At 44.6% G+C, this 19,457-nt stretch carries 14 protein-coding genes; 5 read left to right on the top strand and 9 right to left on the bottom strand.

Annotated features, from left to right (window positions below; genetic code table 11):
• Positions 1 to 71 precede the first annotated feature (71 nt).
• The 9 genes from ilvN to ITG09_02250 form a co-directional block, all read right to left on the bottom strand.
• Positions 72 to 566 carry an acetolactate synthase small subunit gene (gene ilvN, locus ITG09_02290; GenBank protein UPR52502.1) on the bottom strand — a complete coding sequence of 165 codons (495 nt, stop codon included), beginning with the start codon at positions 564 to 566 and terminating at the stop codon, positions 72 to 74.
• Position 567: 1 nt separating this feature from the next.
• Positions 568 to 2,307: an acetolactate synthase 3 large subunit gene (locus tag ITG09_02285; GenBank protein ID UPR52501.1), complete on the bottom strand. Its 1,740-nt coding sequence runs from the start codon at positions 2,305 to 2,307 to the stop codon at positions 568 to 570.
• Positions 2,308 to 2,767: 460 nt separating this feature from the next.
• Entirely contained in the window at positions 2,768 to 4,576 is a 1,809-nt protein-coding gene (locus ITG09_02280; GenBank protein ID UPR52500.1) for a long-chain fatty acid--CoA ligase, read from the bottom strand.
• 201 nt (positions 4,577 to 4,777) lie between these two features.
• Positions 4,778 to 5,737, bottom strand: a complete 960-nt coding sequence (gene leuO, locus ITG09_02275; protein UPR52499.1) for a transcriptional regulator LeuO — start codon at positions 5,735 to 5,737, stop codon at positions 4,778 to 4,780.
• Positions 5,738 to 6,083: 346 nt separating this feature from the next.
• The gene (locus ITG09_02270) at positions 6,084 to 7,139 is read right to left on the bottom strand and encodes a glycosyltransferase (GenBank protein UPR52498.1); all 1,056 of its coding nucleotides are present in this window, start codon (positions 7,137 to 7,139) and stop codon (positions 6,084 to 6,086) included.
• A 51-nt stretch (positions 7,140 to 7,190) separates the two neighbouring features.
• Complete coding sequence (locus ITG09_02265) at positions 7,191 to 7,715, bottom strand: phosphatase PAP2 family protein (protein ID UPR52497.1); 525 nt, start codon at positions 7,713 to 7,715, stop codon at positions 7,191 to 7,193.
• 205 nt (positions 7,716 to 7,920) lie between these two features.
• Positions 7,921 to 11,028, bottom strand: coding sequence for an efflux RND transporter permease subunit (locus ITG09_02260; protein UPR52496.1), 3,108 nt, complete (start codon positions 11,026 to 11,028; stop codon positions 7,921 to 7,923).
• Positions 11,025 to 12,362 (bottom strand): HlyD family secretion protein, encoded by a 1,338-nt coding sequence (locus ITG09_02255; GenBank protein ID UPR52495.1) that lies wholly within the window; start codon positions 12,360 to 12,362, stop codon positions 11,025 to 11,027. The genes ITG09_02260 and ITG09_02255 overlap by 4 nt, the downstream gene beginning before the upstream one ends.
• Positions 12,362 to 13,021 carry a TetR/AcrR family transcriptional regulator gene (locus ITG09_02250; GenBank protein ID UPR52494.1) on the bottom strand — a complete coding sequence of 220 codons (660 nt, stop codon included), beginning with the start codon at positions 13,019 to 13,021 and terminating at the stop codon, positions 12,362 to 12,364. Before ITG09_02250 ends, ITG09_02255 begins: the two co-directional genes overlap by 1 nt.
• 567 nt (positions 13,022 to 13,588) lie before the next feature.
• On the opposite strand from ITG09_02250, the gene leuA reads away from it, so the two are divergent.
• The 5 genes from leuA to ITG09_02225 all read left to right on the top strand — a co-directional run bounded on the left by leuA (position 13,589) and on the right by ITG09_02225 (position 19,415).
• Entirely contained in the window at positions 13,589 to 15,136 is a 1,548-nt protein-coding gene (gene leuA / locus ITG09_02245) for a 2-isopropylmalate synthase (protein UPR52493.1), read from the top strand.
• A gap of 97 nt (positions 15,137 to 15,233) precedes the next feature.
• A complete protein-coding gene (gene leuB / locus ITG09_02240) occupies positions 15,234 to 16,325 on the top strand; it encodes a 3-isopropylmalate dehydrogenase (GenBank protein UPR52492.1) in 1,092 nt (363 codons plus the stop codon).
• Positions 16,326 to 16,442: 117 nt separating this feature from the next.
• Complete coding sequence (leuC, locus tag ITG09_02235; protein UPR52491.1) at positions 16,443 to 17,855, top strand: 3-isopropylmalate dehydratase large subunit; 1,413 nt, start codon at positions 16,443 to 16,445, stop codon at positions 17,853 to 17,855.
• A gap of 14 nt (positions 17,856 to 17,869) precedes the next feature.
• A complete protein-coding gene (gene leuD / locus ITG09_02230) occupies positions 17,870 to 18,472 on the top strand; it encodes a 3-isopropylmalate dehydratase small subunit (GenBank protein ID UPR52490.1) in 603 nt (200 codons plus the stop codon).
• A gap of 157 nt (positions 18,473 to 18,629) precedes the next feature.
• The gene (locus tag ITG09_02225; protein UPR52489.1) at positions 18,630 to 19,415 is read left to right on the top strand and encodes a DUF547 domain-containing protein; all 786 of its coding nucleotides are present in this window, start codon (positions 18,630 to 18,632) and stop codon (positions 19,413 to 19,415) included.
• Positions 19,416 to 19,457: the final 42 nt, after the last annotated feature.

Below are 19,457 nucleotides of genomic sequence, written 5' to 3'. Positions count from 1 at the left end.
CTCTAGAAAATTAACAAAATAAAAGCCGCTTAAAAAAGCGGCTTTAAAGTTATTTTTTAAAGACTTACCGTTTAGGCTTTCAACGCTCGTTCACCTCGTGCGATGCCAACAACACCACTTCGAGCTACTTCAAGTACTTCCGTCACTTCAGACAACGCCTGAATGAAGGCATCCAGTTTCTCGCTAGTTCCCGCCATTTGAACCGTATATTGAGAAGCCGTTACATCAACAATCTGACCACGGAAGATATCTGCTGTGCGCTTCACTTCTGCACGAGCAAAGCCGCTAGCACGTACTTTTACCATCAACAGCTCACGTTCAATGTGCTCAAGTTCAGACACTTCTTGTACTTTAAGCACGTCGATTAGCTTATGCAGCTGTTTCTGAATCTGCTCAAGCTGCATTTCGCTCGAGTTAGTCGTTACGTTCAAACGAGACAGCGTCGGATCATCGGTTGGAGATACGTTCAAAGACTCGATGTTGTAGCCACGCTGAGAAAACAAGCCAACCACACGAGAAAGCGCACCAGGTTGGTTTTCCATTAGTAGTGAAATAATGTGTCTCATATTATGTTCTCTCCGTTTTGCTTAGCCACATGTTATCCATACCCTCGCCTTTGATCTGCATTGGGTATACGTGCTCGGTGTCATCCACACTAATGTCGACAAATACCAAACGGTCTTTCATCGCTAGTGCTTTTTCCAAACCTGATTCAAGTTCATCCGGAGATGAAATACGCATACCAACGTGGCCATAAGCCTCTGCGATAGCAGCAAAATCAGGAACAGAGTCCATATATGAGTTAGAGTAACGACCTTGATAAACAATGTCTTGCCACTGTTTTACCATGCCTAGGAAACGGTTGTTAAGGTTAATAATCTTAACCGGGATATTGTATTGCAGCGCAGTCGACAGCTCTTGGATATTCATTTGAATACTGCCGTCACCAGTTACTACAACCACCTCTTCATCTGGCTTAGCAAACTTAACGCCCATACCAGCAGGCAGACCAAAGCCCATTGTGCCTAAACCACCAGAGTTAATCCAACGACGTGGCTTGTTAAACGGGTAGTACAATGCTGCAAACATTTGGTGTTGACCGACATCCGAAGCAACGTAAGCATCACCATTAGTTACTTTATGAAGTGTTTCAATAACTTGTTGTGGTTTGATGCGCTCAGACGACTTCTCATAAGCGAGGCAGTCACGCTCTTGCCACTGCTTGATTTCACTCCACCAGCTTTCAATCGCTTCTGCATCGTTAGTGCCGCCTTGCTCAACGAGCAAGTTCACCATGCTCTCTAGAACTTTTTCAGCAGAACCTACAATCGGTAGATCCACTTTTACGTTCTTAGAGATCGAAGATGGGTCGATATCAATGTGCATGATCTTCGCATCAGGGCAGTACTTATCTAGGTTATTGGTCGTTCGATCATCGAAACGTACACCAATACCAAAGATCAAATCCGCATTGTGCATCGCCATATTGGCTTCATACAAACCATGCATGCCCAACATACCCAAAGAGTTCTTATGAGTGCCAGGGAAAGCGCCAAGCCCCATTAGGGTGCTTACCACAGGTAAATTCAGTGCCTCTGCTAATTTTAACAGCGGCTTATCTGCCTCAGAAATAACCGCACCACCACCGACATAAAGTACCGGCTTCTTCGCTTCAAGAAGGGCTTTTAGTGCCTTTTTGATCTGACCTTTATGACCCGTAACCGTTGGATTATACGAACGCATTTTGATCGTTTCTGGGTATTCATAAGGAAGCTTGATTTGTGGGTTTAAGATGTCTTTCGGCAGATCAATAACCACAGGACCGGGACGTCCTGTCGTTGAAATATAGAATGCTTTTTTAACGACTTCTGGGATATCTTCTGCTTTCTTAACTAAGAAGCTGTGTTTAACGATCGGGCGTGATACACCAACGATGTCACACTCTTGGAAGGCGTCATTACCAATAAGGTTATTTGGTACGTTACCAGAAATAACAATCATTGGGATTGAGTCCATGTAAGCTGTTGCAATACCAGTAACGGTATTGGTCGCACCTGGACCAGAACACACAAGTACTACACCCGGTTTGCCGGTAGAACGAGTATAGCCATCTGCCATGTGGGTAGCGGCTTGTTCGTGTCGTACTAATACGTGTTTAATTTCAGCAGTTTTAGCATGCAGCGCATCGTAGATATCAAGTACAGAACCACCTGGATAACCAAAGATTTGTTCTACACCCTCTTCAATTAGAGACTGCACCACCATCTCAGCGCCGGATAACATTGCTGTTTCAGGTTTTGTTGTCATATTGCTCTCCTCACCAGTTTCCAATCATATTTGGTGAACATGTTGGGCTGGTTTTTCATAGTCTAGGGCTTATTCGTAGCCTAATTCGAAATACTTCCACTTTTTCGGCTATGGCTGTCTGTCGTGATAACAACAAACAGTAATACGAAACAACTTTAACGCTTTATTATCATCTGGTCTAACACCTGTTATCCGACAATCGTGGTAAAAAACCAACTATTAGCTCAAAGCATTAAATAAAACCCAAACCACCCCTCAAATTTAGCCTTTAACACTAGGTAATAAACAAAAAAAAGCACTTAATATTTAAATGAATCGCTATTTATCTATAAATAACAGCTTAATCAGTGTGCGCTTTCGCACATTGTGCTGGATCGCTAGATACAAAAAATCCCCCTAAAAATGCAATCACATTCGTAGGGGGATTTTTAAACAACTGAAAATTTATCTAAGCAGAAAACTACTTATCTTTAGGCTTTTCATTGTACATTTCTTCGATTTCGTCTTGATACTTATCGTTGATAACTTTACGACGCAATTTCTGAGTTGGTGTCAGTTCACCATCATCCATCGAAAATGCTTTTGGTAACAGTTTGAATTTCTTCACTTGCTCAAACTTAGCCAGTTCTTGCTGTAGGTTATTCACACGCTTTTCTAGCATCTCGACGATTTGGTGATGCTTAACAAGCTCAACACGATCGTGATACTTAATGTTAAGCTCTTTGGCATACTCTTCAAGCGAGTCATAACAAGGAACAATCAGAGCAGAAACGAATTTGCGCGTATCAGCGATAACGGCAATCTGTTCGATAAAGTGATCTTTACCAATCGCGCCTTCAACCACTTGCGGTGCAATGTACTTACCGCCAGAAGTCTTCATCAATTCTTTAATACGATCAGTAATGAACAGGTTACCATTTTCATCAAAATGTCCCGCATCACCAGTCTTTAGGAAACCGTGCTCGTCAAATGTCTTAGCGGTCTCTTCGGGCATCTTGTAGTAGCCACGCATCACCATTGGGCCTCGAACAAGAATCTCGTTCTTAGCACCAATTTTCACTTCTGCGCCCGGCATCGACATACCAATCGAATCAGGGTTGAAGCAGCGGTCATCCCAACAAGATACTGTTGCTGTGGTTTCTGTCATGCCGTAGCCAAGTTTTACGTTGATGCCGATAGCATGGAAGAAACGACCAATGGTTTCATCAAGCTTCGCACCACCACATGGCATGAAGTTGATGTTACCGCCTAGCAGAGCTCGCAGTTTAGATAGCACAAGCTTATCGGCTAGCGCATGGCTCTTCTTCAGGATCAACGATGGAGTACGACCTTCTTGGTGACAAACTGAAAGCTTTGCTCCCATGTTCACCGCCCACGTAAATAGCACCTTACGAATAAATGGCGCTTTCGATACCTTCTCGTGAATCGCAGAGAAGATCTTCTCATAGAAGCGTGGAACCGCACACATTACGGTAGGTTTCACATCGCTTAACGCATCACGCACTTGCATCGTGTCTTGCAGGTAGCAGTTGGTTGCGCCTTTATAGAGAACGTAGAACGTCCAAGCACGCTCAAATACGTGTGATAACGGTAGGAAGCACAATGAGACATCGTCTTTGGTTAGGCTAAGACGCTCATCATGGCCTTCTAACTGGTAGCCAATATTGGTGTAATCAAGCATTACACCTTTTGGTTGCCCCGTGGTACCAGAGGTATAGATAAGAGTCAGTAAGTCGTCCATGCTTGCATCAGCAAGGCGCACGTCAAGCTCAGCTTGTTGTGCTTCAACGCCACGCGCCATGAAGTCATTCCAAGATACGGCAAAGCTGTGTCCTTGCAGGTCGATGTCATCAGACATAGCCACAACAACTTCTAGCTGCTCGCACTCTTCAAACAGGCTAACCGCCGCATCGAATTGAACTTGCTCACCAACGAATAAGATCTTCACATCTGCATTTTGGATGATGTAAGAAGACTGTGCTGCTGTGTTCGTTGGATAAATCGGCACAGTCACAAGGCGAGCTTGTAAAGATGCAAAATCTGCCACAGTCCATTGAGGCATATTGTTCGAATAGATACCGATCTTATCTTGAACTCTCAGTCCTTGAGCCAACAGTGCTAATGAAAGCGTATCGATTTGTTGTCCAAACTGTTCCCAGCTAATGCCTTGCCATACATTGTCTACTTTGTGCTTCAAAGCTGTACGGTTGCCACCTTGGGCAATTTGGTCACGAAGTCTTTTTACGATATGAAAATCTAAATTGGCCATCTCTTTACCTTTGGCTTACACCTGTAAGCTTTTTTGAGCGCACAAGTGTACCTCTGATCATGGAAAAGGCAACTGATGAAGCTCAAAGTTATCAGTAATAGTACGTCTCACGCTAAGTTTTCTACCCATTAAAATAGCGCGCATAAAAAAGCCCCAAGCCAGTCTCCTAGCTTAGGGCTTATAAATCATAGGGATTAGTGTCTAGTTAAGTGCCACTACTTCGCCACAGATCATCATTAACTGATCTCGTAACCAAATGTGTCCTTTGTCCTTTTCACTTGATTCATGCCAGCTTAGGAAGCCAGAAATCGCCGCATTATCGAATGGGAAATCTAGAATCTGAAGCTGCTCTTTGTTTGCTGCATGTTCTACCATCCAACGAGGAGCAATTGTTACTAGTTCAGATTGGCCTACAACGTAAAGAACGTTGCTCAAACTCGTACCTTCATAGAAAGGCGTGCAATCTAGGTCACGGTAAGCTTGCTCAGAGAAGCTACGTTGACCATGGATGCGAGACAGTTTTGCGTGCTTTTCGTTAAGTAGCTCTGCCGCAGAAACTTCACCGTTGATACGTGGGTGAGAAGCAGAAGCAACCACAACTAATTCGTCTTGGAAGATTTCAGTGCTTGAGAAACCTTGCTCATCAAAACGAGCGTAATCAATCACGAAGTCGATTTCTTGATAGCGCATACGCTCTGAAAGTTGACGATCGAATTCAGCATCCATGTGCAGTTTCACGCTCGGTGCTTGGTCGTTGATTGTCGACATAATCTTAGGAGCAAAACGCATGTCACAAGGGCTGCAGATCGCAAGTTTGAACAGGCGAGAAGACGACTCTGGAGAGAACACAGAACTTGGTAGTTCGTTGCGTACTAATTGTAGTGCTTGGCGGATTGGACCAAACAACTGACGAGCACGTTGAGTCGGTTGAATACCACGACCTTGACGCATGAATAGTTCGTCGTTAAACATCACTTTTAGACGAGCAACAGCGTTACTTACAGCAGGCTGAGACATACCCAGATTGTGAGCTGCACGTGTAATGTTTTGCTCTTGCATAACTGCATCAAATACAGTCAAAAGGTTTAAGTCGACTCCACGAAGTGTGCTTTCCATTCTGTAGCTTGCAATAGCACTCATTGCGTCTTTTTTATCTAACATTCAAGTTGCCTCTTGTCGGTTCGACAGCGTTAAATTGGTAATGGTATGAGAATAGATAACCACTAATTCTTATATTTATCAGACCGATGCTTTTCGGATTGACATTACTATTAACCAATACATCTCGAGCTACCAACAAGATTGATAAAGAATAATTTTATTTTACCTTAATGATTAAATAACACCTATAAATCAGCAATTTATAGAGTTATAAAAAAACATAAAAAGCTTAACTTATGAGTTTCATTTCGACTTATTTAGCTGTTCTATCTTTTGGTTACAATTGTTACAATTTATTGAACTCATGAATTGTTTAGCTGCTCGATTCAGAAATAACACTTATATGTCAGGTGAGGGATGCATAGCTTGGAAAGTCTACCTTGTCCCAAAGTTGCTTTCTTAAGTCATCTTGATCAGACCAATTCCCCGCTAAAACCCACTCAACGAGTGCACTCGCCACGTCTGGATAGGTGACCACTTCGGCCTGTTTTTCACTGAGCCAAGCACGCAAAATAGCCGCATCTAAAAAGCTCATGGTTTGAGCTAATCCAAGAGCCTCTAGCGTCGCCACGTTGCTCTGTTGTTCGAACTGCCCTTCGAGTGGTTTGAGAAGTAATTTCTTCCCCAAGGTTAGGGCTTCAGATGGCAATTCAAAGCCGCCATTTGCTACCACACCAGAACACTGATTGAGGTCGAATTGGAAGCCAGCATGACTTAACGGTTTAAACTCAATATTTTCGACTCGGCTGTGCTCAATAACATCCGGGTGGTAACAGACAAAGTTGTGCGAAATAAACTTAATCAACAGCTCTGAGATCGACTCAAGATCCTCAAATGGCAAATAGACCAACGTAAAGTCTTGTGCTGTTTTGGTTTGTTGCTCACCAACCAGCGTGTGAACGATAGGCGGCAAAATCGGCTGTTCAAAGTGATACCAATGCAACCCAATTGAGTGCTCGGTTGGGGCGAAATGTTGAATAACTGAATGTTCAATCCAGTTGCCCCCTTCTTTGGGTACATCATAACGAAACGCATTCTGGTGGCTTATCCCAATGCATGGCACACCTTGTCTCTTAGCCGCCCATGCAGTGACAGGCTCAAAATCATTAATCACTAAGTCATAAGGCGTAAGATCGATCTGGTTAATCTCATGGAGGAATCGCCAGATGTTGTTCTTGAAGAATGTTTTACCGTATTTCACCTGCCCCTGCTCGCTGTAAAAAGTTAAGCCGCTGCGGGTCTGGTAGTTGCCAAACGCTTCCATTGAGAAGTACTTGCCCTCATCTCGTCCTGAGAATAGGAAGTCGACATCGATATTTTGTTGGCGAAAAGCCACCGCCATTGCTCTTGCACGAGCGATATGACCATTCCCTGTACCTTGTACGCCATATAATATTTTCATAGGTGTTCCTTTAGGTTTGAGCTTAAGCTCGGCAACGACTGACAAAAGTGATTACAAAATGAAGTTGATAGCAAGGCTCGTACAAGCGATGCCCAAAGCAGCACCAATCAGTACGTCCGTTAAAAAATGCACACCAAGCAAAATTCGAGAACCAGCAATCGCTGTTGCCCAAGTAAAGCTAAAGAGGTACAAACTCGGATAAAAATGTCCGATCAGAGTCGCCATAACAAAAGCAGCAGCGGAGTGCCCAGAAGGCAGGCTATATTTATCGGATGGCACAATATGGGAGTAAAGCAGTGAAGAGAATTCAGCGGGTCTGCGGCGTTTAAGGGTATTTTTAGCAAGCCAGTAGATAGGTAATTCGATTGCGAAGGCAGTTAAACCGACCAATAGAAAATCTTGGCCAGTACTGCTATCAGCCAGCAGTACAATCAAGGCAATCAAAACATAAAGGTGTCCATCTCCAGTATGAGACACCGCTTTACTGAGCGTTGCATGTTGTCCGCCATAGCGGTTGTTTAAACAGAAAACAGAAAATGCCACATCCCAGCGGACAATAGGTTCGATAGTACGCATACGATCTCCTTAACAATCCTTATTCAGTTAAGGCTCAAGGTATGCCCCTGAAATGACAGTTAAGTGACGTTTTGAATGAACTAAAATGAATTTTGAAGTGAATGACTAACCGAAGTCGTAGTCGTGAGTACACAGATACAAATAAAGCGACTCAAGGTCGCTTTATTGTTCTTAGGATAGGTAATAACCGATATCTATCTCGTTTCTAGTCCGTTAACGGTTCGTGTTTTTTCACCAAACCGAAATCCGCCAATATCGCGTAGGCCGCAGGGATCATAAACAGCACCAGTAAGGTCGATGCAAATATGCCGAACACGATCGAAATAACCAATGGCTGGATAACCTGAGCCTGTAAGCTGGTTTCCGTCAACAGCGGTAGTAAACCTGCAGCGGTTGTCATTGAGGTCAAGAATACCGCACGGAACCGCTCGCGACTGGCTTTCACCACGGAGTCATGCACGCTATCACCCTCATCGATATGGTGACGAATGTACTGCACCAACAAGATGGAATCATTAACCACAATACCGGCAAGCGACACAAAGCCCATCATACTCGGCATACTTAAAGAGTGGCCAAGTATCCAGTGACCAACAACCACGCCAATAAAGGCGAGTGGAATCGCCAACATCACGACCACAGGCTCCAAGTAACTTCGGAATTGATAACTAAGAATCGCAAACACACCGAATAAGCCGAGCAAGAACCCTTTGCCCATTGAAGCGCCCGTCTTAGCCGCATCTTTGGCCTCCCCTTCGAAATCAAAGCGTAAACCCGGGTACTTCTGAATAAGTTTAGCGGCTTCATCTTTTTGGAACTGAGCCAAAATTGCTGAAGAGCTCGCCTTCTTATTATCAATATCACCAAAGATACTGATGGTTCTCAGCCCATCGATACGCTGGATTCGTACGTAGTTACGTTGAAAATCTAGTGTCGCCAAGGTTGCTAGCGGGATCTGGCTGCCATCTGCAGTGATAATAGGGAAGTTAGCCAGTTGCTGTAAATCGCCAGCCTGTTCTTTATCAAGGCGTACCTCTATCGAGATATTCTCAACACCGATTTGAATCTCATCCGCCGTTTGGCCAAAGAAAGCCGCTCGTAACTGAGATGCAATCATCTGCCCATTCACATTGTAGGTTTCCGCACCTGGACGCAGCTTCACCAAGATCTCTTCCTTACCCATTCGCATGTCATCAAGAACACCATGCACACCATCAAACTGATTGAGGTATTCCTGAATATCTAAAGAAGCCGATTTCAATGCAGCAAGATCATCATGTTTGGCGCGGATCTCGATGGCACGACCACCCGGTCCCATCGTGGGCTGTTTGAAAACCAGAGAAATAGGATCGGCCAAGTCGCCGATGTCCTCTCGCCACGCATCAATGAAGTCATCGATGACTGTATTACGGCTCTCTGCACCACGCAAGTCTAGGCGCACCGTGGCCAAATGCGGCCCTGATTCATTAGCATCCGCGTTGGCATTGAATTGGCTGGTGATATGCTCCACCAATTTATTACCGTCCTCAACTTCTTCACTCCATTGCGCATTCAAACGTTCAGCAGAAGCGACGATTTTGTCGACGACTCGCTCGGTTTGAGACAGTGATGCGCCCGGTGGAAGAATGATGCGAGCCTCGGCAATATCGCCATCCAACTCAGGGAAGGGCTGGAATTTGACAACGCCACCAGCAATCAAGGAAATAGATAGCAATAGCAGAGTTATCACACCGCCCATAAAGGCATAACGGAACGTCACGACCTTCTCGACCATGTTCATCAAGGTGGTATTGCGGAAGTTCTCAAACTTCTCTAACAACACAACTTTGAAGCGCAGCGCTGGCTTGTCATTTTTTTCTTTGTGTAATGAATGAGATAAGTGATTTGGTAAAATAAGAAACGCTTCGATTAGGCTCAGCGACAACACCAAGATAAGCACCTGCGGCACTGCTTTAAGCACCGCGCCCATTTCCCCATCAAGGAATAGTAAGCTACCGAAAATACACACCGTGGTTAAGAAAGAAGATAAGACCCCGGGAAGCACTTTCTTAACACCGTTGTACACCGCATCATCAACGTTTTGCCCCCTATCTAAATGGGAGGCTATCGATTCAGCAATCACGATCGCGTCATCCATCATGATACCGATCGCCATCAACAAGCCGACTAGAGACATGATGTTGATCGACAGACCAAGGTTGGCCATTAAGAACAAGCCACCAAGGAAAGCTACGGGTAAACCGGCCGCAACCCAGAATGAATAACGCAAACTGAAGAACAACCACATGGTGGCAAATACCAGAACAATACCTTGCCAGCCGTTGCGTACCATCATGGTGAGACGATCCCAAAGTACCGATGAGAGATCATTGGTCATTTGTAGCGTCACGCCATCGGGGGCAATCGCGCTTTGATCTTCCACGAATCGAGTAACGTTCTCTTTAATTCGTAGCGCATCATCTTCTTTATTCTTGCTGATCTTCAATAGCGCAGACGGCTTACCATCAAACAGAACCTTCTGTTCATCCAGTTCAAAGCGATCGGTGATCTTAGCAATATCCCTCAAACGGATCACTGAGCCATTCGGCGCAGATCCAACCACGATACTCTCTAATTCAACCGGCGTAATTCGTCTTTCATCAAAACGAATCAGGAAGTTTTTGTCTGGCGTCTCAACGTTACCACTCGGCAGCTTTACATTCTGACGACCAATTTGGTCTGCGATATCGCCGACACTCAAACCCAACTGGCGAATGGCTTGGGTATCCAGTTCGACCCGATATTGGTGATCGGAAAAACCACTAACTTCGACTAAAGAAACGTCGTAATCGAGCTTCATAGTACGTTTGAGGCCTTCGGCGTAAGCCTTGAGTTCAGGCCATGAGGTTTCGGCTGTTATAGCGATATCAACAACTGGTTCATTCCAATCCAGCTCTTGAACAACTGGAGATTCAATCTCGCTCGGGAAGTCATTGATCGAGTTGATCTGAGTTTGCACGTCCACCAGCATTCGGCCGATGTCTGCTTTCTCATTGAGCTTCAGAATTAAACGCGCGCTGCCTTCAATCGCCTCACACTGAGTTTCTTCAATGTTGGCTAGGCCATCAACAGCATCTTCCATTCGCACACATAAGCTCTCTTCCACTTCTTGTGGAGAAGCGCCGGGATAAACGATGGCTGCCATAATGTAAGGTGGGTCGTAGGCAGGGAAAGTCTCACGCTTAATAGTTGATAATGAGGTTAAGCCCATAATCAACAACCCAAGCATCAACAGGTTCGCTGCTGTTGGGTGCCTAGAGAAAAACTTGATCATGACGCACTCTCCTGAGTATCAGGTTCAAGTGCCGCTTCTTTTGAGCCCGATTCTTTGAGTAACATGCCTTCAATGGCTGGTAATAAGTCATTGAGAACCAGTTTGTCGCCCGTTTGAAGCTCCCCGTTCACAACCACTTGGTTGTCTCTACGATAAAGCACTTCAACATTCACCATTTTCAGACGAGAGTTATCGTCCATTAGATAAATTTTATCACCATGTAGCGCTCGTTCAGGCAACACCCAACTTAGATTTGCTACACCTTCAATCTCAGCTTTTACAAACATACCGTTGACCAAAGGGGTCGCATTGCTTGGCTGCAGTTGTGAATAGTCTTGAGCGATCTCGAGAATAATCCCCGCCGTCGCTTGGTTTTCATCAACCGTTTCACTGATTCTCGCTACCTTTGCAGGCCAGCTCAGATTCAGACTGCCACTATTCAGTTGAACACTCGCTTTGATCGGTGCTTGGTCAGGGGTTGGAATTCCAGCAGCATCGCGAGGGAATTGAGTAAAACTTGAAGCTAAAGTTTGCATGTCGTGAATAGAAAGTTGTGCTTCAACTTCCATAATATTAATCCCATGAGCAACAAACATTTCTTGCTGAAGATTAACTACTTGGTTTTGTTCGATATCGACTTGAGCAATTCGCATCGCTCTTGGCAAAGTGATGGTCGTCTTATCCAAAGAGCGTTGTGCCTCTTTCACCTTAGACACGTTCACCTTAATCACGGCCTCCGCGACGCGTTTTTCATCAGGCATCAAGGTAATTTGGTTAGCAATATCTAACACTAACTTCTGTTGAGACAATGCGCTTTGTTGCTGGAGGTCGACATCCGATTGAGATGTCAGCCCTTTCTTACGTAGATCTTGTTTACGTTGCAGCTCTTTATTGCTGATCACTAAGCGATTCTTTTCGATCTTAAGAGTCTGATTAAGATTGTCTTCTTCTTGGTTCAACTTAGCTAATGAGGTCTGGCTTGATTTAAGATCCGCTTCGGCTTGTACCAACTTTAACTCGTAATCTAAGGGATCGATCTTAAGTACCTCCGTTCCCGCAGGGATCACCTGCCCTTTTTCAAGATCCGAATGTCGATACACTATTTGCCCTGTCACCTCGGCAATCGCTTTCCATTCAACTTTCGGCACCACTTTGCCAAAGCCAACCGCTAACGGTGCGATCATTTGTTGTTCTAGACTCACAGTATCAACTAAGCGAGCTCTATCTTCCGCAGGTTTGGTTGGAAGATCCGGCTTCAAATTAATCGCAGCGACAAGCCCAATAACACCAACCGCAAGTGCTGGAAAGAAGAGTAGTTTTTTATTTATTTTCATTATCTTTGGTCCTGCACGGAAGAAGGGGTCGGGGCGTTAATAAAGCCTTCAGTCATCAATTGAATGTTGTGTTCGATAAGTCGGTTAAGAAATTCTTCATTGAGTTCAATACCATGAATAGCAAGCAAAGGCGGAGGCGCAATGAACGGGAACACCATCAAGCTTATGTACGAAACGCGACATAGCTTGGGATCCATCTCTTTTCTTAAAACACCTTGTTCTACTAGCTTTTCGAAAATGACATCTTGGGCAGGTTTAGCCACATCAAGAAAGACCTTCTCGAGCAACTCCCTCTGTACTTCTGAAGGCGGCATGTTCATTACTTGGGCTATCAAGCGAGGAAACTTAGGCACCTTCACCATCTCTTTGTAATAAGTTCTCATTAGATCGAGAAAGTTTTCATGACTGCTTTCTTCAACCAACCTTTGCATCTGCAATTGCATCGGTCGTAGCGTTTCACGCAGCATCGCTTCAAACAGCCCCGCCTTACTGCCAAAGTAATAACGGATCATCGCAATGTTCACACCCGCACGCTCGGCGATCAGGCGTGTCGAGACCTTGTCGTATGGCTGAACAACAAACAGATCGCGAGCATGCTCAATCAATAACTGTCGAACATCTAAGTTCTTTTGAGGTCGCCCAGCTTTTCGTGCCGTCATGGCAAAAATCCATCTCTATAATTAATCACCTGATTAATTATAGAGATAAACAGGCGTAACAGTAGAAGATTAATTACTCACTATTTAATCAAGTGATTAATTAATTTGGTCACGCTGTGATTTTTTTGGTGAATCGTTCCATCAAAAAGATTTACTACAAAGTTTTAACCTACACATAAGCCAAACGATAAACTAACCTCCCGACACAAAACCACCAATCAGATGATTTAACCAACAACTAATCAAAAAACAGCACAAACCAAAACAAAACGTCGCTAATGCACGCTGATATTGGATTTTCTTGTTTGACGCTCAGAATAAATTGCGGTAAATATGGTGTTAACAGTTTATTTACGGATATTTGTGTAATGATTTTTTCTTCTTCTCGACTGCTGAAACTTCTCCTTATCGTGAACCAATCGCGCGGGTAAGTTGTGGGTCAAGAACTACACAAATATTAAAACCCGCACTGAGCGGGTTTTTTTGTAACTGGCACTTTTAAAAGAACATCATTCTTAATAATAATTTGGATAGCAATCGATTCATTATCGATATAAGGAAGCACCCATGAACGATCAAGTAATAATTTTTGATACTACCTTACGTGACGGCGAGCAAGCATTGGCTGCAAGCCTTACGGTAAAAGAGAAGTTACAGATCGCTTATGCTCTTGAGAGACTGGGTGTAGATGTTATCGAAGCGGGCTTCCCTATCTCTTCTCCGGGTGATTTTGAATCAGTACAAACCATCGCTAAGCACATCAAAGACAGCCGTATTTGTGCACTTTCTCGTGCCGTAGCGAAAGATATCGACGCCGCAGCAGAAGCGCTTAAAGTTGCTGACCAGTTCCGTATTCATACCTTCATCTCAACATCAACAGTTCACGTACAAGACAAATTACGCCGCAGCTACGACGATGTAGTAGAGATGGCAGTAAAAGCCGTCAAACACGCTCGTAACTACACCGATGATGTTGAGTTTTCTTGTGAAGATGCCGGTCGTACCCCTATCGACAACCTATGTCGTATGGTTGAAGCCGCGATTAACGCAGGCGCTAAAACCATCAATATTCCAGACACCGTGGGCTATACAGTACCGAATGAGTTTGGTGGCATTATCAAAACGCTATTCGATCGCGTACCCAACATCGACCAAGCCATCATCTCTGTTCACTGTCACGATGATTTAGGCATGTCGGTTGCCAACTCAATTGCTGCAGTGCAAGCGGGTGCTCGTCAAATTGAAGGCACAATCAATGGTATTGGTGAGCGTGCAGGTAACTGTTCTTTAGAAGAAATCGCAATGATCATCAAAACTCGTCAAGAGCTATTAGGTGTTCACACCGGCTTGGATCATAAAGAGATTCACCGTACCAGTAAGTTGGTTAGCCAGCTTTGCCACATGCCGATTCAAGACAACAAAGCAATCGTCGGTGCTAACGCATTCAGCCACTCTTCAGGTATTCACCAAGATGGCATGCTTAAGAACAAGAACACTTACGAGATCATGACGCCTGAGTCTATTGGCTTGAAAAACAAAGCCTTGAACCTAACAAGCCGTAGTGGCCGAGCAGCGGTTAAGAGCCACATGGACGCGATGGGTTATAAAGATAATGAGTACAACCTAGATTCATTGTACGAAGACTTCTTGAAGCTTGCTGACCGTAAAGGACAAGTGTTCGATTACGACCTAGAAGCATTGATGCACTTCGCAAATCTACGTGATGAAGATGACTTCTATAAACTTAACTACCTAAGCGTACAATCTGGTAGTGTTATGTCTACCACCAGCATCAAATTGCAATGTGGCGATGAAGAGAAATGCGAAGCGGCTGTCGGCAATGGCCCAGTTGATGCTTTATACCAATGTATCTACCGCTTAACAGGCTACGAAATCGCGTTGGACAAGTTCGACCTGACTGCAAAAGGTGAAGGCGAAGATGGCTTAGGTCAAGCGGACATCATTGCTAACTATAAAGGCCGTAAGTACCACGGTACTGGCGTTTCAACCGATATCGTTGAAGCTTCTGGTCAAGCGTTGCTACACGTTATCAATAGCATTCAACGCGCAGACACTATTGCTGAAATGAAGCAGCAAAAATTCGCGACAGTTTAATACTCCAATAACAGAGCCCTAGAGCCGATGTTGTTGGCTTTAGGGACAAAATTTAAAACGAGCCAAACAGCTCAGTAACAAGAATTAAAGGATTAACATGACAGATAAATCATACAAAATTGCCGTACTACCTGGTGATGGCATTGGCCCAGAAGTAATGCAACAAGCACACAAAGTGCTAGACGCGATTGAAAAGAAACACGCAATTAGCTTTTCTCGCGAAGAGTATGATGTTGGTGGTATCGCAATTGATAACCACGGCTGTCCACTTCCAGAAGCAACAGTTGCAGGCTGTGAAGAATCTGACGCGGTACTTTTTGGTTCTGTCGGCGGCCCTAAATGGGAACACCTTCCACCAAACGACCAACCTGAACGTGGTGCCTTACTTCCTCTTCGTAAACACTTCCAACTGTTCTGTAATCTACGTCCTGCACAAATCCACAAGGGTTTAGAGTCTTTCTCTCCTTTACGTGCTGACATTTCAGGTAACGGTTTCGACATCGTGGTAGTACGTGAGCTAACAGGCGGTATCTACTTCGGCCAACCTAAAGGCCGTGAAGGCGAAGGTGCAACTGAAAAAGCGTTTGATACTGAGGTTTACCACCGTTACGAAATCGAACGTATTGCAAAGATTGCGTTTGAATCTGCTCGTCTACGTAACAAAAACGTTTACTCAATCGATAAAGCGAACGTGCTACAAAGCTCTATCCTATGGCGTGAAGTGGTTGAAGAAGTCGCGAAAGACTACCCAGATGTGAAACTGAGCCACATGTACATCGATAACGCGACCATGCAGCTAATCAAAGATCCGTCTCAGTTTGACGTGATGCTTTGTTCGAACATCTTCGGTGACATCATCTCTGATGAGTGTGCAATGATCACAGGCTCTATGGGCATGCTTCCTTCTGCAAGCTTGAACGAAAGCAACTTCGGCCTATACGAACCAGCAGGTGGCAGTGCTCCAGATATCGCAGGTAAGAACATCGCGAACCCAGTCGCGCAAATTCTTTCTGCAGCACTAATGCTTCGTTACAGCCTAGGCGAAGAAGCGGCAGCGCAAGACATCGAAACCGCGGTATCTAAGGCACTTTCTGCAGGCGAGCTAACAGCAGACCTTGCAGGCAAAAACCAAGCGCTGACTACCTCAGAAATGGGTGACAAGATCGCTGAGTACATCTTAGCTTCATAAGCTAGATACTTAAATTAGAAGTAAGTACATAAGAATAATATCAAGCCAAGTCAGCTTAAACCGCATGACTTGGCTCGAAACAAACACTGGGACTGATGCTCCCAAGGAAGAAAAGCTATGTCGACAAACCAGCAAGCAAAAACCTTATACGAAAAAGTTTATGACGCTCACGTTGCGGTTGCAGCGAAGGGTGAAACGCCAATTCTTTATATCGATCGCCACTTAGTCCATGAAGTAACCTCGCCACAAGCCTTTGATGGCCTGCGTGAAAAAGGCCGTAAAGTTCGCCAAGTAGGTAAAACTTTTGCGACGATGGATCACAACGTATCGACACAAACCAAAGACATCAACGCTTCTGGTGAGATGGCTCGTATCCAAATGGAAACGCTATCGAAAAACTGTGAAGAGTTTGGTGTCACGCTTTACGACTTAAACCACAAATACCAAGGTATTGTGCACGTAATGGGCCCTGAGCTAGGTATTACTCTGCCGGGCATGACCATCGTATGTGGTGACTCACACACAGCAACACATGGTGCATTTGGTTCATTAGCATTCGGTATCGGCACTTCAGAAGTTGAGCACGTTCTAGCAACTCAAACGCTAAAACAAGCTCGCGCTAAAACCATGAAGATCGAAGTAAAAGGCAAAGTCGCTGAAGGCATTACTGCAAAAGATATCGTGCTCGCGATCATCGGCAAGACAACAGCCGCTGGCGGTACAGGCTATGTGGTTGAATTCTGTGGTGAGGCAATTACTGACCTTACAATGGAAGGTCGTATGACGGTATGTAACATGGCGATCGAGCTTGGCGCTAAAGCGGGTCTGATTGCTCCAGATGCAACGACATACGAATACATCAAAGGTCGTAAGTTCTCTCCAGAGGGCGAAGACTTAGAAGCGGCTATTGAATACTGGAACACATTGAAAACCGATGCTGATGCAGAGTTCGATGCTGTCGTGACGCTAGAAGCTGCAGACATCAAACCACAAGTCACTTGGGGAACCAACCCTGGTCAGGTTATCTCAGTAGACACGCCAATCCCAGCACCAGAAAGCTTCGCAGATCCTGTTGAAAAAGCATCGGCTGAAAAAGCGTTGGCTTACATGGGGCTAGAAGCAGGTAAATCTCTATCTGAATACAACGTCGATAAAGTCTTCGTAGGTTCTTGCACTAACTCGCGTATCGAAGACATGCGTGCAGCTGCTGCGGTAGCGAAAGGCCGCCAAGTAGCGAAGCATGTTCAAGCATTAATCGTTCCGGGTTCTGAGCAAGTAAAAGCACAAGCAGAAGCTGAAGGCTTAGATGTAATCTTTAAAGAAGCCGGCTTCGAATGGCGTTTGCCAGGTTGTTCTATGTGTCTTGCAATGAACAACGACCGTCTTGGTCCACAAGAACGCTGTGCTTCTACATCAAACCGTAACTTTGAAGGCCGCCAAGGCCGTGATGGTCGTACGCACCTAGTTAGCCCAGCAATGGCAGCCGCAGCGGCAATCGCTGGTCACTTTGTCGATATTCGTGAACTTTAATTAGAGGATTTAACATGTCAGGTTTTCAACAACACACCGGATTAGTCGTTCCTCTAGATACGGCCAACATCGATACTGATGCGATCATTCCAAAGCAGTTTCTACAGAAAGTAAACCGCATCGGTTTTGGTAAGCACTTGTTCCACGATTGGCGCTTCCTAGATGATGCAGGCCAACAACCAAACCCAGAGTTTGTAATGAACGCACCTCGCTATAAAGGCGCTTCAATTCTCCTAGCTCGTGAAAACTTCGGTTGTGGTTCATCTCGTGAACATGCACCTTGGGCGCTTGCTGATTATGGTATTCAAGTGATGATCGCGCCAAGCTTCGCAGACATCTTCTATGGTAACTCGATCAACAACCAAATGGTGCCAGTTCGATTGACTGAGCAAGAGGTAGATGAGCTATTCCAATTCGTAGAAGCGAATGAAGGCGCTGAAATCACTGTTGATTTAGAAGCGATGAAAGTCAGTGCTAATGGTAAAGAATACTCGTTTGAAATTGATGAGTTCCGTCGTCACTGCTTACTGAATGGTTTAGACAACATAGGCCTTACACTTCAGCACGCCGATAAGATTTCAGAGTTTGAAGCTCAGATTCCTAGCTTCCTAAAATAATGAGACATTTCTGAATAAACCTAAAGGTTGGCCAAGTGCCAACCTTTTTTATTCGATTCAACTTCTTCATTTAACTCAAATCTGTGGTTTAACTAAAGAGCCATGAAAGAAAATCGTAAAGCATAAGGTCTTAGTAGTCAGTCATCAGGAGAATGCCATGAAACAACTACTTGTTATTATCAGCCTACTTTTCTCAACCTTAGCTTGGTCGGCGCCAAAATCTGAACTGTGGCCGTACTGGAATCAAAGTAATGAAGCCAACTCTGAACAAGTTTCTCATCAAGATTGGCAACAATTCCTCGATAACTATTTAGTCAAAAGAGGACAAAATACGTTAATTCGTTATCAGGCAGTGACCGCGACTGACAAGTCAAAACTGAAGCAATACATTAAGCAGTTAGAACAGGTTAACCCACTCGACTATTCAAAAGCAGAGCAGTATGCCTATTGGGTTAACTTATATAACGCCGTGACTGTCGATTTGATTCTTGATGCCTACCCAATCAAATCAATTACCAAGCTCGGTGGGCTATTTAGTTTCGGGCCATGGGGAGATGACGTTGCGACGGTCAATGGGAAGTCGCTGACACTCAATGATATTGAACATCGAATTCTAAGACCGATTTGGCAAGATCCGCGCACACATTATGCGGTGAACTGTGCGAGCCTAGGTTGCCCTAACCTGCAATATCAAGCCTTTACCGCTGACAACACCGACATGCTGTTAGAGCAAGCCGCAACTGAATTTGTAAATAGTGACAAAGGTGTACTGATTCAAAATAATAATAAGCTTCAGTTATCATCGATTTACGAATGGTTTGCTGTGGATTTTGGTACGGAGAAACAACTCATTCAACACTTAGACCAGTATCGAACAAAGCCGGTGACGAACACTGAAAAAATCAGTTATGACTACGATTGGTCACTTAACCAAGCAAACTAGTTCTAACGCGAAAGTTAATCACTAAAGCTAAACAAAAAAAGA

Source organism: Vibrio cyclitrophicus (genome assembly GCA_023206055.1).
GTDB classification, from domain to species: Bacteria; Pseudomonadota; Gammaproteobacteria; order Enterobacterales; family Vibrionaceae; genus Vibrio; species Vibrio cyclitrophicus_A.
This window is presented reverse-complemented; position numbering and strand designations above follow the sequence as displayed.